General features: G+C 66.1%; 10 protein-coding genes and 1 pseudogene. 9 read left to right on the top strand and 2 right to left on the bottom strand.

Going from position 1 to position 15,536, the window contains the following annotated elements; all coding sequences use genetic code 11:
- Positions 1-86: 86 nt before the first annotated feature.
- The gene (locus ACQCSV_RS19055; RefSeq protein ID WP_354155178.1) at positions 87-1,079 is read right to left on the bottom strand and encodes a hypothetical protein; all 993 of its coding nucleotides are present in this window, start codon (positions 1,077-1,079) and stop codon (positions 87-89) included.
- A 129-nt stretch (positions 1,080-1,208) separates the two neighbouring features.
- Positions 1,209-2,936 (bottom strand): helicase HerA-like domain-containing protein, encoded by a 1,728-nt coding sequence (locus ACQCSV_RS19050; RefSeq protein WP_426938966.1) that lies wholly within the window; start codon positions 2,934-2,936, stop codon positions 1,209-1,211.
- 219 nt (positions 2,937-3,155) lie between these two features.
- Here ACQCSV_RS19050 and ACQCSV_RS19045 point away from each other — a divergent pair, with 219 nt between their 5' ends.
- From ACQCSV_RS19045 to ACQCSV_RS19005, 9 genes and pseudogenes are all read left to right on the top strand, one after another.
- Complete coding sequence (locus tag ACQCSV_RS19045) at positions 3,156-3,746, top strand: hypothetical protein (protein ID WP_354223749.1); 591 nt, start codon at positions 3,156-3,158, stop codon at positions 3,744-3,746.
- A 185-nt stretch (positions 3,747-3,931) separates the two neighbouring features.
- Positions 3,932-4,921 (top strand): LLM class flavin-dependent oxidoreductase, encoded by a 990-nt coding sequence (locus ACQCSV_RS19040; RefSeq protein WP_354155175.1) that lies wholly within the window; start codon positions 3,932-3,934, stop codon positions 4,919-4,921.
- Positions 4,922-5,176: 255 nt separating this feature from the next.
- Entirely contained in the window at positions 5,177-6,226 is a 1,050-nt protein-coding gene (locus ACQCSV_RS19035; RefSeq protein WP_426938965.1) for a LacI family DNA-binding transcriptional regulator, read from the top strand.
- Between the two features lie 62 nt (positions 6,227-6,288).
- Positions 6,289-7,599, top strand: coding sequence for a sugar ABC transporter substrate-binding protein (locus ACQCSV_RS19030; RefSeq protein WP_354155173.1), 1,311 nt, complete (start codon positions 6,289-6,291; stop codon positions 7,597-7,599).
- An 11-nt stretch (positions 7,600-7,610) separates the two neighbouring features.
- Positions 7,611-8,576 (top strand): sugar ABC transporter permease, encoded by a 966-nt coding sequence (locus ACQCSV_RS19025; protein WP_354223747.1) that lies wholly within the window; start codon positions 7,611-7,613, stop codon positions 8,574-8,576.
- Between the two features lie 178 nt (positions 8,577-8,754).
- A complete protein-coding gene (locus ACQCSV_RS19020; RefSeq protein ID WP_354155190.1) occupies positions 8,755-9,510 on the top strand; it encodes a carbohydrate ABC transporter permease in 756 nt (251 codons plus the stop codon).
- Positions 9,511-9,513: 3 nt separating this feature from the next.
- On the top strand, positions 9,514-10,599 hold the full coding sequence (locus ACQCSV_RS19015; RefSeq protein WP_426938964.1) for a glycoside hydrolase family 130 protein: 1,086 nt from the start codon (positions 9,514-9,516) through the stop codon (positions 10,597-10,599).
- A 5-nt stretch (positions 10,600-10,604) separates the two neighbouring features.
- Positions 10,605-12,710 (top strand): hypothetical protein, encoded by a 2,106-nt coding sequence (locus ACQCSV_RS19010; protein WP_426939585.1) that lies wholly within the window; start codon positions 10,605-10,607, stop codon positions 12,708-12,710.
- 182 nt (positions 12,711-12,892) lie between these two features.
- Positions 12,893-15,534, top strand: a pseudogene (locus ACQCSV_RS19005) (trehalase-like domain-containing protein).
- Positions 15,535-15,536: the final 2 nt, after the last annotated feature.

Genomic DNA, 15,536 nt, shown 5'->3' with positions numbered 1-15,536 from the left:
TTTAGGCGAAAAGGCTGCCTCCCAGGATCTCGTGTCACGGGAGGCAGCCTTTTGCGTCTCGCGGCAGCCGGGCCAACGGCGCCGGGCTAGTAGCTCAGCAGCGGGGTGACCCTGATGGTGTCGCCGGCGACGTCCAGGCGGGTGGTGAAGCTGAAGTCCACCTCCTCGTTGAGCGGGAACCATGCGCCGGTGAAGGAACTCTGCTGGACCGCCTCCACCTTGGCCTTCCCGTCGAGGGGTGCAATCACCCAGCGGCCATCGAAGGGCTCGATGGAAATCTCCGGGTACTTCGTGATGGTCCACTTGATGGTGCCGTCGTCCACATTGTTGTTGCTGGCGAAGTAGAACGGGCAGTCCGGCTGAAGCTTTTGCTGTTTCACGGCTTCGGCGGCGCAGGTGTCCAGAAACTCCTGTACCTTCGCACCAACGTCCTTCCGCAGCTGGTCGGTGGCCTCGGTCAGCAGGTTCAAGGGAGCCACCGGGACATCGCGGGACGTCACCGTGGCGCGCGTGGCGGGAGCAGCGAAGTATTCACCATTCAGGGATGCCTCGTATTCGCCCGGGTAGAACACGGCGAATGAATTTCTGCCCTGGGGCATGTTCACCGGGACGCCGTTGAGGTTGGCTTCGCTGGCGTTCACTGCCGTCAGGCCCACTGTGGGCAGCCGCGACTGCACAAACGCCCACGTATTAAAGAACAGCCATTCGGTGCCGGTCTTCTCCAGCAGGAACTCAGTGTGAAGCCTGCTGCCATCGATCGTGTATTGCACGGGTACCACGACCTGGTTTCCTGAGCGTTCTTCGGCATCGCCGATGGTGATGTTCGCCAGGCGGGAAGCGGCCGTCTGCAGTGCTGTGCCGTCGAGCATGGCGGCATTGCTGGGCGGCACCGTGGCCCGCAACAGGCCCAGCGCCTTGCCGCCGTCGCCCTCGTGCAGGGCGTCCAGGTATTCCCGGACAGGCTGCTGTGGACTGGCCACCGTATTGTTCACCACGTTGACCCCAACGATGGCCGCGGCCACGGCAAGCATGAGGCCAAGCAGCCACGCTGCTGCCATCCTCACCAACGCCTGACTCATCTGCACTTCCCTTACGTTACCTGCAAGCCCGCTGAACACAGGTGTTGCCGCCGCCCCGTGTAGCAGGGGGCGGCGGCTTTCCTGACGCCCGACGGCGGGAAAGCCAGGGCGGACATCGTCCGGTTTTTGCTACCGGCGGCGCCGGGACGAGGTGCCGAAAACGCCGCGGAGCAGTTCCCGGCCAAGCTGCGTACCCAGGGAACGGGCCATGCTCTTCAACCCGCCGCCCAGGGCCCCGCCGAGTACTCCGGCGAGGTCTCCCGCCATGCCGCCGCTGGCAGGGGCCGCAGGCTCCGGTGCACGCCGCGAGGGCGCATCAGTGCCGGCGCCACGATCGGGCACCGGCGCGGGCCGGCTGCTGGGCCGACCCAGGATTTCCTCCTCGATCCTGCGGGCCTCGGCGTCGACGTCGGCCTGGCCCGAACCGGCCTGGCCCGGACGTGACAGCCCGGAAGCCCTCGGAGCCGGAGGCTGACCCGGGGCGGCTCCGCCGGTTGGAGTCGCGGTCTTGCCGGTGAGCTTCTCGTACGCGGAGACGTTGTCCACGGCGGTTCCGTACTTGGCGAGCAGCGCTGACCCGGCCACCGTGCTTTTGACGAGTTCCTCGGTGCTCGGACCCATGACGGATTCCGGGGCGCGCAGGCGTGTGTGGGCAACCGGCGTCGGCGCACCCTTCTCATTCATAACGGTAATGACGGCCTCGCCGATCCCCGCGGACGTGAGGGTTTCCTCAAGGTCGTAGTCGCTGACCGGGAACGTGGACACGGTGGCCTTCAGGGCCTTGGCGTCCTCGGGCGTGAAGGCGCGGAGAGCGTGCTGGATCCGGTTGGCCAGCTGGCCCAGGACATCGGCGGGGACGTCTTTGGGGGTCTGGGTGACGAAGAAGATCCCCACGCCTTTGGAACGGATCAGCCGGACAGTGGTGGTGATGGCGTTCAGGAATGCCTTGGATGCGCCGTTGAACAGCAGGTGGGCCTCGTCGAGGAAGAACACAAGTTTGGGCTTGTCCAGGTCGCCGGCTTCGGGGAGGTCCTCGAACAGGTCCGCCAGCAGCCACATCAGGAAGGTGGAGAACAGCATCGGCTTGGTCTGCAGCGTGGGCAGCTCCAGGCAGGTGATAACCCCGCGCCCGTCCGGTGCGGTCCGGAGCAGCTCGGCCGTGTCGAACTCAGGCTCGCCGAAGAACCGTTCCAGGCCCTGTGCTTCCAGGTTCACCAGTTCGCGCAGGATGACGCCGGCGGTGGCCTTGGACAGGCCGCCCAGTTCCTCCAGCTCGTCCTTGCCTTCGTCCGAGGTGAGGAACTGGATGACCGCGCGAAGGTCCTTGAGGTCGATCAGCTCGAGGTTGTTTTTGTCCGCAAAGTGGAAGACCAGCTGCAGGCTGGACTCCTGGGTGTCGTTTAGCTCCATCACGCGCGAGAGCAGGATGGGGCCAAACGAGGTGATGGTGGCACGGACCGGAATGCCGTTGCCGTCGCCGCCCAGGGCCAGGAACTCCACCGGGAACGTTTTGCCGGCCCAGGCCTGGCCGATGCTGTCGGTGCGCGCCTTCAGCTTCTCGCTGCCGGCGGCCGCCGTGGCCAGGCCGGAAAGATCGCCCTTGATGTCCGCGAGAAACACGGGAACCCCGGCTGTGGACAGCTGCTCGGCCATCATGTGCAGCGTGACGGTCTTGCCGGTGCCGGTGGCGCCGGCCACCAGTCCATGCCTGTTCATCATGGCCAGCGGCAGGCGGACCTGGGCTTCCTTGTGGAGTTCGCCGTCAACAATGGCGGCGCCCAACTCGATGGTGGCACCTTCCAGGGTGTAGCCCTTCTGGATGGTGGCGAGCTTCTCGGCAGTGGTTTTGTTGTCCATGCCGCTAGCTTAGCGGGGCCGCCGAAGCGAGTAGTGGCCCGGCGATTCCCCTCAAAAAACGAGTACTCACGCCAAAAAGACAGGTGACCACTACGCGTGTGCCGGGGAGGATGCCCAAAATACGCTGGGAACTGTGTTGCAGCCGGAGCTGGCTGCCCCTACGGTCTCAGGAGCTAGAAATGCCCATCGCCTCATCAAAATCTGCCCTCACGCGGCGACTTGCTGCTGCGGTTGTACATCACCGACCAGCAGGCCGTCCTGGATGCACGGAAGTCCGTCCTGGCCGACGCCCAACAGGCCCAGGCCGCGGCCGAATCCGCAGTGGAAGCGAAGAAGACTGAGCTCGCAGCCCTGCAGAGCCAGCTTCCCGGCCTTCAGGCTGCAGTCGATGGGGCCAACAGTGCCGTGACGGCAAAGACCAGCGAGATCGCCGCGCTCAACCAGATCGCAGACAAATTCGTAGCCGACCTGGCCAACGTCAACGCCCAGATCACCGCCAAAGAAGCGGAAGTACTGGCCCTGCAGACACGCGTGACTCCGCTGCTGAGCCAGCTCAACCAGCTCAACGGGGAAATCAGCGCCGCAGAGGCAAACCTGGCGTCCCTGCAATCGCAACTGACCACTCTCGACGGGCAGGTTACAGCGGCGCAGACGAAGCTTCGGGAACTCCAGGGCCAGAAGAAGCCGAGCAACGACGCAGTCAAAGCACAGAAGGATGTTGTCACCGCCCTCCAGGCCAGGCTCGGGGACGTTCAGAAGCAGATCGCAGCCGTTGATTCATCAATCGCCCTTGGGGGTTGCGCCGTCTGATTCGTGAGTCCAACCCAACGCGGGGTCACATCGCGCCTATAAAGTCCTCCAGGATGGGCGCGATGTGACCCCGCGTTGGTTTAATACCGGCAGAAATATCCCGGGCGCCGCCGTCGTTGTCCACTGTGCGCCCGCCGCGACCCGGCCGGCCACCCTACGAAAAGCATTGAAAGGCCGGCACCGACGTGACGCTTCCCCTCTCCATCCTTGATCTGGCAACTATCGGCAAAGGCCAGACGGCGGCGGAAAGTTTCGCGGGCAGCGTGGCCATGGCGCAGCGTGCCGAGGAGCTTGGCTACCGGCGGATCTGGTACGCCGAGCACCACAACATGTCCGCGATCGCGTCGTCGGCCACAAGCGTGCTGATCGCCCACGTGGCCGCCCACACCAAGACCATCAGGCTGGGTGCCGGCGGCGTTATGCTGCCCAACCACTCGCCGCTGACCATAGCCGAGCAGTTCGGCACCCTGGAAACGTTGCACCCCGGCCGGATCGACCTTGGCCTGGGCCGCGCCCCCGGCAGCGACCAGAACACCATGCGCGCGCTGCGCCGGGACCCCATGTCCGCGGACACTTTCCCGCAGGACGTCCTGGAGCTGCAGGGCTACCTGACCGGTCCCACGCGGATCCAGGGCGTGGAGGCCACCCCCGGCAAGGGCACCAACGTCCCGCTGTACATTCTGGGTTCATCGCTTTTCGGCGCGCGCCTGGCTGCCCAGCTGGGCCTCCCGTACGCTTTCGCCTCGCATTTCGCGCCCAACGCCCTGCAGGATGCCGTGGCGGTCTACCGCAGCGAATTCAAGCCGTCGGCCCAGCTGGACACCCCGCACGTGATCGCCGGCGTCAACGTGGTTGCCGCCGATACCGCTGCCGAAGCGCAGGCGGCTTTCCGGGCCACCCTGCGCGCCCGTGTCTCGCTGTTCTTCGGCGGCGGGCGCGAGTTCTCCGACGACGAAGCGGACATGATCCTGGACTCTCCACAGGGCCAGCACGTCTCGCAGATGATGACGTACTCGGCCATCGGAACCCCGGATGTGGTGCTCGACTACCTGGACGGGTTCGCCAAGCACTCCGGCGCCGACGAACTGATCGTGGCGCACCAGAACACCGGCACCGAGGCCAGAATCCGCTCCGTGGAGCTGCTCGCGGAGGGTGCCGGGCTGGCCCGTGTCTAGTCCCGGGCAGCCACCAGCGAGCGGTGACTTTACCGTGTCACGCCACGCACCTTTTGGAAGGCCCGACGGCGGGGTCCCCCGGAATCACGCGGCGGGCGCCGCCGTCGTGGTCCAAAAGCGTGCCCTGCGTGACGCGATTCGTATCCGTAGGTCCGCCGGGCCCTTGACATTGTTCTACTGAACCGGTTAAGTAGAGCTACTGAACCGGTTCAGTGGCGTGAGTCACGGGACCCGAAACCCGAAGGGCCCCACATCATGGCAGTAACCATTAGCGACGTCGCCCACGCGGCCGGCGTCAGCAAAGGTGCTGTCTCTTATGCGCTGAACAACCAGCCCGGCGTCAGCGACGCCACCCGGGGCCGGATCCTCCAGGTCGCCAAAGAGCTTGGCTGGAAGCCGAGCCTCCGCGCCAAGGGACTGTCCTCCGCGAAGGCGTACGCCTTGGGCCTGGTGGTGGCCCGCGATCCCAAGCTCCTCGGCACGGACCCTTTCTTCCCGGCGTTCATTGCGGGCATCGAAACCACCCTCGCCGAGCACGATTACACGCTGGTCCTGAGCGTTGCCACCGCCCCCGGTGCCGAAGAGCGGGCCTACCGCAAACTGGCCGACGGCGGCCGCGTGGACGGCGTGATCCTGACCGATGTGCGGCACAACGATTCCCGGATCGGCCTGCTGCGCGAGCTCAAGCTGCCGGCCGTGACGCTTAACAGGCCGGATGCGGACTCACCGTTCCCGGCGGTGTCCATGGATGACACGGACGGCATCACGGCCGCCGTCGAACATCTGCTCGCCCTGGGGCACGTCCGGATCGGTCACGTGGGCGGCGCCCAGGAATACATCCACGGCCGCAGCCGCCGCCAGGCCTGGGAAGCGGCCATGGCTGCTGCCGGCCTCGCAGCGGATCTGTTCGCCGAAGCAAATTTCACGGCGGCCGGGGGAGTGGCCGCCACCGCGGAACTGCTCCGCCAGCCGTCCCGGCCCACCGCGATTGTCTACGCGAACGACCTCATGGCGACGTCCGGCCAGTCCTTCGCCCAGGCCCAGGGCCTGAGCGTCCCGGGAGATCTGTCCATCACCGGTTACGACAATGCCGAGTTCACGCAGTACCTCAACCCGCCCCTCACCACGATCGCCACTGACCCCATGCGCTGGGGCAGAGTTGCTGCGCAGGCCCTCCTGGACCAGCTCAACGGCACGCACTCCGGCCAGGATACGGAACTGCAGGCACCTTCCCTGCTGATCCGCGCCTCCACCGGCCCCGCCCCATCCGCAACCACCAAGCCAGTCCCCCAGCAATCCCCATAGCAAGCAATAAAGCACACCAACCAGTAGCAGATCCCCACCGGGACCAGTACCAAGGAGTCGCAATGAAGCGCTTTACCAAAGCCACGCGGATATTGTCAGTGGCCGCCCTGACCGTAATGGGGGCGGGCCTGGCAGCCTGTGGCAGCAGCGGCGGGGGTGGCGACGGCGGTGGCTCCAGCTCTCCCACGACCGCCAAGGGCCCCATCAAGATCTGGTACTCCAACAACGAGTTCGAGGTGAAGTGGGGCAAGGCCATGGTGGAATCCTGGAACTCCGCGCACGCGGATCAAAAGATCGACGCGCAGGAGATCCCGGCCGGCAAGAGTTCCGAGGAAGTGATCGGCGCTGCCATTACCGCCGGAAATGCGCCCTGCCTGGTCTTCAACACGGCCCCCGTGGCCGTGCCCCAGTTCCAGAAGCAGGGCGGCCTGGTGGCTTTGGACAGCTTCCCCGACGGACTCCAATACATCAAGGACCGCACCGGAGACCTCGCTGACCAGTACAAGTCCGCGGACGGCAAGATCTACCAACTGCCCTGGAAGTCCAACCCCGTGGTCCTCTTCTACAACAAGGACCTCTTCGCCAAGGCCGGGCTGGATCCGGCAAACCCGAAGCTCGGGACGCAGGCCGAACTGCTGGACGCGGCACGGACCATCGTGAAGACCGGTGCAGCTCCCAACGCCCTCTGGCCCTCACCGGCCAGCGACTTCTTCCAGGCCTGGTTTGATTTCTATTCCTTCTACGCAGCCAACACGGACGGCACCCCGCTGGTGAAGGATGGCAAAGCCACCTTCAACAGTGACAAGGGCAAACAGGTAGCCGCCATGTTCCAGACGCTCTACAAGGAGAACCTAGCTTCCAAGGAGGTCTACCAGGGTGATTCCTTCCTGGAAGGTAAGGCCGCCATGTCGCTGGCAGGACCCTGGGCCATCGCAGCCTACAAGGGCAAGGTCAACTGGGGCGCCGTTCCGGTCCCTGCTGCCACTGCCAAGCTGGCGACCTCCACATTCTCGGATGCCAAGAACGTGGCCATGTACAGCGCCTGCCAGAACCAGGGCACTGCCTGGGAGGTCATGAAGTTCGCCACAAGCATGGAGCAGGACGGCAAGCTGCTGATCGGGACCGGCCAGATGCCCATGCGCAAGGACCTGACCACGGCCTACGCTGACTACTTCACCCAGAACCCCGCCTACAAGCAGTTTGCCGACGAAGCCGCCCGCACGGTGGAGGTTCCCAACATCGCCAACTCGGTGGAGGTCTGGCAGACCTTCCGCACCGCCTGGTCCAAGTCAGTGATCTTCGGCAACGAAGCCATCGACTCCTCATTCCAAGGTGCTGCGGACAAGATCAACCAACTGGTAGCCCAGAAGTAGCGTGACCCCCAATGTCACTCCGCTCCTCTGAAGGCAACCCCGTCACGGGGAAACCGGTTGGTGGGACGGCGGACCGGCGGCTGGCACCCAGGAAGCGCAAAAACTTCCTGGGCAGTCAGCCGCTGGGCTTGCTGTTCAGCGCTCCCTACGTCATCTACATCTTTGCTGTCCTGGCCTACCCGCTGGGCTACGCCGTCTATATCTCGCTTCACGACTTCTTCTTCACGGCGCCCCATGTCAAGGTGGACCGGCCGTTCGTGGGCCTGGACAACTACGTCACCGTCCTGACAGATCCCGCCGTCCTGCGCTCCTTCGCCAATATCGGCGTCTTCCTGGTCATCAATGTTCCCCTGACGGTGATCCTCTCGCTGGTGCTGGCCAACGCCCTGAACCGGGTGACGAAGTTGAAGACCTTCTTCCGGGTCAGCTACTACGTCCCGTACGTGACGGCCAGCGTCGCCGTCGTCGGAGTATGGCTGTTCCTGTTCCAGCAGAACGGACTGGTCAACGCCGTGTTGGGGCCCTTGGCCCCGAACCCGTCGTGGCTGACAAACTCCTGGCTGGCCATGCCCACAGTCGCGTTCTATGTCACCTGGAAACAGCTGGGATTCTTCATCCTGCTTTACCTGGCCGCCCTGCAGAACATCCCCGATGAGCTGTATGAATCGGCGGCCGTGGACGGCGGGAACAAATGGGTCCAGTTCTGGAACATCACCGTTCCGGGCGTCCGGTCCGCCAGTGTCCTGGTCACGCTGCTGGCCACCATCACCGGCGCGAACCTGTTTACCGAGCCGTACCTCCTGACCGGAGGCGGCGGCCCCGACGGCGCGTCGACGTCGCCGGTGTTCCTCATGTATCAGAAGGGCATCCTGCAGGGGAACCCTGACGTTGCGTCCGCACTGGGCGTGGTCCTGGTGATTGGCGTCCTGCTGATTGCCCTGATCCAGAAACGCCTTGTCGGCGGAACGGAGGACTGACGTGTCTGTCACCAACGAACAAAATGCCAAAAACGACGACGGCGCCAGCAGCCGTCCGGAACAATCGGCAGCCGCCCTGCGTCCCGACTCGGGCGTCGAAAAACGCCTTAACCTCGGTGTGGGCAGCTTCCTGTTGCTCGCAGTGGGCGCCTTTGTCTTCCTTTTTCCCTTCTATTACATGTTCATCGGATCGCTGCAGACCTCCCCGGACACCTCCGTGGGCGGGGCGTTCCCGAACCCCGGAAACCTCACGGGTGAGAACTATGTCAACATCAACGGCTCCATCAACCTGCTGAAGGGCCTGGTCAATTCCGGGATCTTCACCGGCGGCGTGATCCTTTTTACCGTGGTCTTCGGCCTCTTGGTGGGCTACGCGCTCGCCCGGATGCAGTTCCGGGGCCGCGGAGCCGTGTTCGGCCTGATGCTGGTTGTGCAGATGATCCCGTTCCAACTGCTTCAGATTCCGCTGTACGTCATGATCGTTCGCGACTACGGCCTGGCCGACACCTACCTCGGAATGATCCTGCCCTTCGCCATCAACTCCACCGCGGTGTTTGTTTTCCGCCAGTACTTCCTCCAGCTTCCCTCGACCTTGTTCGAGGCCGCCCGCATTGACGGAGCGTCGGAGCTGCGGATCCTGTGGCAGATCGCCATCCCCCTGGTCCGGCCGGCCATCGTCACGGCCATCCTCCTGACCTTCATCGGGCCCTGGAACGAGTTCCTCTGGCCGTTCCTGGTCACCAAGGACCAGGCCATCCAGCCGCTGGCTGTTTCCCTGGCCAACTACATCTCCAACGTGGCCGCCACGGCGTCCAACCCGTTCGGTGCCATCCTTGCCGGTGCCTGCGTCCTGGCGGCCCCCGCCGTCGCGCTGTTCATTTTCTTCCAGCGCCAGTTCATTTCCACCAATATCGGTTCCAGCGTAAAGGGCTAATCCATGACTTCCCCTCACACTTCTGCACTCCCCACTGTCCCCTTCACCCTCACCCGTGCCGGCGTCATCATGACCCCCGAACCCGGCAACGACTTCGAGGCCGAGGGCGTCCTCAACCCCGCCAGCGGCCGCGGCCCGGACGGCGAGCTGTACCTGCTGCCGCGGCTTGTGGCCACGGGCAACGTGTCCCGCGTGGGCCTCGCCAAGGTGGTCATCAACGAGGAGGGCGTGCCCACCGGCGTGGAACGCGAGGGCGTGGTCCTGTCCCCGGACGAGGGGTGGGAACGCGGCATGAACAACGCCGGCACCGAGGATCCGCGCACCACCTGGGTGCCCGCCCTTGGCAAGCACCTCATGACCTACGTGGCGTATGGCCCGCTGGGACCCCGCCTCGCCTTCGCCCACTCTGAGGACCTCCGGAACTGGGAGCGGCTGGGCCCGTGCTTCTTCGAGTATCAGGCCGATCTCTCCATGGACCTGAACCTGTTTCCCAACAAGGATGCGGTGTTCTTCCCGGAGCCGGTGAACGACCCCGACGGCGTGCCCTCCTACGCCATGCTGCACCGCCCCATGTGGGACCTGGGCTGGATCCGTCCCGGCGAAGGCGAGCACCTGCCCGCCGGCGTCACGGACATCCGTCCCGGCATCTGGATCTCTTACGTGTCTGTGGCCGACGTGGAGCGCGATCTGCGCAACCTGGTGCACATGGGCAAGCACCGGCTGGTGGCCCTCAGCGAGTTTCCCTTTGAGGAACTGAAGATCGGTGGCGGCCCGCCCCCCATCCGCGTGGACGAAGGCTGGCTCCTGATCCACCACGGCGTGGCCGGCAAGATGGCCGCGTCTGCCTTCGAGCAGCAGCAGAACGTCAACTACACCGCGGCGGCCATGATCCTGTCCGCGGATGACCCGTCCCAGGTGATTGCCCGCAGTGACAAGCCGCTCCTGGCCCCGGAAACCGAGGACGAGATTTCCGGGATCGTGCCAAACGTGGTGTTCCCCACCGCGATTGAGAAAATCGGCGACCAGCTGTTTGTGTTCTACGGGATGGCCGACTCCAAAATCGGTGTGGCCAAACTGGACCGGGTCTGACGGTGATGCTTTCACCGAAGGGCACGCGGCCGGTGGTGACGGCGGTGGCCGTTTCCCTGCTGGCTGTTTCGCTGCAGGCCAGTGCCGTCACGGCGGCCCCTGCCGCGCCGCCGTCGTCCTCCAGTGCTGTAACGGCACCCGCGGCGCCTGTCCTGTCGCCTGAATTGGCCGACGGCGGCAGCCTGACCAACCTGGACCACCTGGACTTCCTACTGGACACGGTTCCGCTGGCTCCGGTGACCGGGCACACCACCTACCGGCTGGAGCAGGACCCAGAGGCCGAAGCGCCGTGGACCTACGCCGACAGGAACGACGACGGCAGTTATGACCGCGTGGGCGGCGGGAATCTGGACCCGGTCACGGGCGACTGGACCCAGGGCGCCTACAACGCGGACGACATCGCCCGCACCGCCGTGGTGTACCTGCGGCACTGGAAACAGACAGGGGACCTGGCGAGCAAGGAGCACGCCTTCCAGAACCTTCGGACGCTCACCTACCTGCAGACAGTTTCCGGCCCGAACGCCGGCAACGTCATCCTCTGGCAGCAGGCGGACGGCAGCCTGAACCCCAGCGCCACTCCCGTGGAACTGCCGGACCCGTCCGACTCCGCGGAATCCTACTGGCTGGCCCGCACGGTCTGGGCCCTGGGCGAAGGCTTCGCAGGGTTTGCCGAGACCGATCCGGAGTTCGCCGCGTTCCTGCAGGACCGGCTGCACCTTTCCCTGGGCGCACTGAACCGCCAGTCCCTGGCCAAGTACGGCACGTTCGACACAGCCGACGGCGTCCAGGTTCCGGCCTGGCTCATCGCCGGCGGCGCGGATGCCTCCGCCGAGGCGGTGCTGGGGCTGGCCGCCTATGTGGAGACCGTTCCGTCCGATGCCGTGGCCACCACGGCGCTGTCCCGGCTGAGCGAGGGTGTGGCCGCGATGTCTTCCGGCTCGGCCACCCAATGGCCGTTCGGCGCGATCATGCCGTGGAACAAGTCCCAAAGCCTCTGGCATGCGTGGGGCGGCATGGCCCCGGCCGCTGTGGCCATCGCATCCACTGTCCTGAACCGGCCCGACCTGCTGACGGCAGCCGTGAAGGACACCGCGCAGTTCACGCCGCAGCTGCTCGCTGCGGGCGGACCGGACAACGCGTGGAGCCCCGCTCCCGGCGAAGCCCAGATCGCGTACGGCGTGGACTCCCGCGTCCAAAGCCTGGTGGCGACGGCGGAAGCCGCTGATGCCCCGGGCCTGCTGGACGTGGCCGCCATCGCCGCGGGCTGGTTCTTCGGCGCCAACCCCAACGGCGCCCCCGCCTACAACCCGGCCACAGGCGCGGCCATCGACGGGATCGAAACGGACGGCCGGATTAACCCCAACTCCGGCGCCGAATCCACCGTCCACGCCCTCCTCACGATGCTGGCCCTCGACTCAGACCCGGAACTCCGGGCCAAGACCTTGGGGATCAGCGTGACCGAAGGGACCAACGGGCTCAGCGTGGTGGAAGCCGAGGCGGGCACCATCACGGGGGCCGGTATGGTGGTGCGGCCGCCGTCGTCCTGGACCGGTGAAGCCAACATTTCCGGCGGCGCCTACGTGGACCTGAAGGCGGGGGGCACCCTCACCATTCCGATGCCCGCGGCCGACCAGCCCAGCAACATCTTCCCCATCGTGAACCAGGCGATTGCGCCCGCGGGCACCACCACCTGGACCTCGGCCAAGGGCCCGCTGGGCACCACGGCCAACGGCGGGGCAGGGGCGCAGGGCATCACCGACGCACCCGGCATCCTCATCCCGTTCACCCTGCGGCGGGCCCTCGCTGCCGGCCTGACCTCGGTCGCCGCCGGCAGCGACGGCCACGCCGCACTGGACGCACTCCTAGTCCAGCCGCTGATCTCCACGGTGTCCGTCTCCGGTTCCGGCGGCGACTCCACGCTGTACGTCAGCGCGGCCAAAACCACCACGGTCCAGAAAGTGAGCGTGCCGGAAGGGTTTGTGCTGGTCCAGCGCCAGTACGACTCCGCCGGCCAGCCCGTCAAGGGCTCCAAGGACAACGCCGGCACCACGTCCGGACGCGTCACGGTGGCGCCGGGCGGCTTCACGATGGTGACACTGACCGCCGGGTGACCCTGACCGCCGGCCGGTCGGCGTGACACGACGTGACGCAGGGCCGGCGGCGGAAGGGAGGTCCGCCGTCGGACTTTTACACAGCCGCAATAAGTGGGACTTTCGGAGGAAATCGTCCGGGCGGACAATTAAACTGCCCCCTCCGGCCTTCCCGGGCCAGGCCCTGCTTAAGGAGTGCACGCATGGCTACGCCGTTGAACCAAAGCGTGGCGGATTCCGCCCTGCTGACCCGATCGCTGCCGCTGGGGCTGCTGCGGACGTTCATCCAGTCGGACCTGGCGGACGAAGGCTTCACGCCCACCCTCCTGGCCGAACTGAAAGTCCTGGCCCGCGTCCCCGGGCTGCTGGTGGCCTGCAACTACGGCGGAACACTGTGCGACGCGGAGGGAATCTCCACCGAGACCCTTCCCCTGGGGAGCGCTGCGATCGCGCTCCGCGCCCTGGCCGCCCTGCCCAACACGCATGCCGCCGTTATCTCGGGGCGCTCGCTGCGTGACCTGGCCGCAGTGTCGCGGCTGCCCGCGGAGGTGCATCTCATCGGATCACACGGCGCGGAGTCGGACATGGCCTTCGCCCACAGCCAGGACCTCGCCACCGAAGCCACTCTCCACACGGTAAGCACAGCCCTGACTGAGGCCGTGGGATACCAGGAGGGCATCTGGATCGAGCGGAAGCCGGTGGCCGTGTCCGTGCACACCCGGCCGGCCTCGCCCGACGTGGTGCAGGTGGTGACGGAAACGGCGCGGGAGATCGCCAGAGCGCATGGGCTGTTCTTCATTGTGGACGGTTCGGTCCTGGACCTCTCGGTAACGGAACCGGCCAAGGCTGACGCCCTGGAAAACCTCCGGTCCCGGCTGGGTGCCAGTGCGGCGCTGTACGCCGGGGACGCCTACAGCGACGAACTGGCCATCGCTACGCTCCGCGGCCCTGACCTGGGGTTGCGCGTGGGGCAGGGGGAGACCCGTGCTTTCCACCGGCTGCGCGACCCGGAATCCTTCGCCCGCATCCTGGCCCTCCTGTTCGAGCTGCGGCGGGCCTGGCTTTTCGGCGAGGACGCAGTGGGGCTCGAGCGGCACACGATGATCGGCAACGGATCCTCCACCGCGTTGGTCACTCCGGATGCCAAGGTCTGCTGGATGAGCCACCCGCTCCCGGATTCAGGGTCGCTGTTCGCCCACATCCTGGGCGGGGACGCCGCCGGGCACTTCTCCGTGGAGCCGCTCAAGTCCTCGCAAGTTCTGGGCCAGCGCTACGTGGACAGCACCATGATTGTTGAGACGCGCTGGGCGGACGTGACCGTCACGGACTACCTGGAGCCGGCACCGGAAGGGATCACCAGCCTGGTCCGGGTGCTCTCCGGCACCGGTGGCGCCAAGATCGTTTTCGCACCCCGGCCGGACTACGCCAACGCGCCGTTCAGTATGGAAGCCCGCGGCGACGAACTCCATGTGGTGGGAACCTCCGATCCCATTTTCCTTTTTGCCACGGGCGTCAGTTTCACCATCACCTCGGACGGCCTCCACGCCACGGCCACCGCTTCGGTCAACCTCCAGGACGGCCCGGTGGTCCTCAACCTGCGCTGCGGCGACACCGAACCTGCGCAGGTGCACCCCGGCGGGGAGACCGACCGGCGGGCAGGGGTGGCGCTCCACTCCCGCCGCTGGGTGCAGGAACTGGAGCTGCCCTCTGTGAAGCCATCGCTGGTCCGCCGCTCAGCCCTGGTTCTCCGCGCCCTTGTGCACGAGCCCACGGGTGCCGTACTGGCCGCGCCCACCACGTCCCTGCCCGAAGGAATCGGCGGCACACGGAACTGGGATTACCGCTACTGCTGGCTGCGGGACGGGTCCATGACCGTGAACGCTCTGGTGGACCTGGGATCCACGGCGGAGGCGGCTGGGTTCCTCAGCTGGCTGGGCCGGATCCTTGAGCACGCGCCGGGCCCGGAATGGTTGCATCCGTTGTACTCGGTGACGGGGGCGCGCCCCTGTCCACGGAGGCCGTCATTGACAGTCTGCCCGGGTATGCGGGTTCCCGGCCGGTCCGGATCGGCAACGCCGCGGACCACCAAGTCCAGCTGGATGTCTTCGGTCCGGTGGCCGAACTGATCGACAGCGTCAGCTCACGAAATGGTGTCCTCGAGGATGACCACTGGGACCTGCTGGTGCAGATGGCGGCGGCCGTCCTGGCCCGGTGGCACGAGCCGGACCACGGCATCTGGGAAGCCCGGCGCCCGCCGCGGCACCACGTCTACACAAAGGTGATGTGCTGGGTGACGCTGGACCGCGCACTCCGGACCGCTGCCCGGAACGGCAGGGCGCCGGACCCGTCGTGGGAACCCATGGCCCGGACCATCCGCGAAGAAGTCCTGCGCGAAGGCTGGGATGACTCGGCCGCGTCCTACACGGTGGCCTACGACAGCCCCGACCTGGACGCAGCCGTCCTGCACATCGGTCTTTCCGGCCTGCTGGATGTCACGGACCAGCGGTTCCTGGACACCGTCACCGCCGTGGAACGGGAACTGCGGGTGGGCCCCACCGTGTTCCGGTACAGGTACGACGACGGCCTGCCGGGTTTGGAGGGCGGCTTCCACATCTGCACCACCTGGTTGATTGAGGCCTACGTTGCGGTGGGCAGGATCGAGGAGGCCTGGGACCTGTTCGACCAGCTGGTGAACCTCTTCGGCCCCACCGGCCTGCTGCCCGAGGAATACGATCCCAGCACGGAGACACACCTGGGAAACCACCCGCAGGCCTACTCGCACCTGGGGTTCATCCGCTGCGCCCGAATCCTGGACAGGCACAGGCCGGAGGTCAAGAGGCCGTAACC

The organism is Pseudarthrobacter sp. S3, from assembly GCF_050156905.1.
Classification (GTDB): domain Bacteria; phylum Actinomycetota; class Actinomycetes; order Actinomycetales; family Micrococcaceae; genus Arthrobacter.
Note: the sequence above shows the minus strand (reverse complement) of the source record. Positions and strands in the feature narration are given on the sequence as shown.

Coding starts and splice junctions, on each gene's coding strand:
- ACQCSV_RS19055 (WP_354155178.1), bottom strand. CDS start 1,079: ATGAGTCAGGCGTTGGTGAGGATGGCAGCAGCGTGGCTGCTTGGCCTC.
- ACQCSV_RS19050 (WP_426938966.1), bottom strand. CDS start 2,936: ATGGACAACAAAACCACTGCCGAGAAGCTCGCCACCATCCAGAAGGGC.
- ACQCSV_RS19035 (WP_426938965.1), top strand. CDS start 5,177: ATGGCAGTAACCATTAGCGACGTCGCCCACGCGGCCGGCGTCAGCAAA.
- ACQCSV_RS19030 (WP_354155173.1), top strand. CDS start 6,289: ATGAAGCGCTTTACCAAAGCCACGCGGATATTGTCAGTGGCCGCCCTG.
- ACQCSV_RS19025 (WP_354223747.1), top strand. CDS start 7,611: ATGTCACTCCGCTCCTCTGAAGGCAACCCCGTCACGGGGAAACCGGTT.
- ACQCSV_RS19020 (WP_354155190.1), top strand. CDS start 8,755: ATGTTCATCGGATCGCTGCAGACCTCCCCGGACACCTCCGTGGGCGGG.
- ACQCSV_RS19015 (WP_426938964.1), top strand. CDS start 9,514: ATGACTTCCCCTCACACTTCTGCACTCCCCACTGTCCCCTTCACCCTC.
- ACQCSV_RS19010 (WP_426939585.1), top strand. CDS start 10,605: ATGCTTTCACCGAAGGGCACGCGGCCGGTGGTGACGGCGGTGGCCGTT.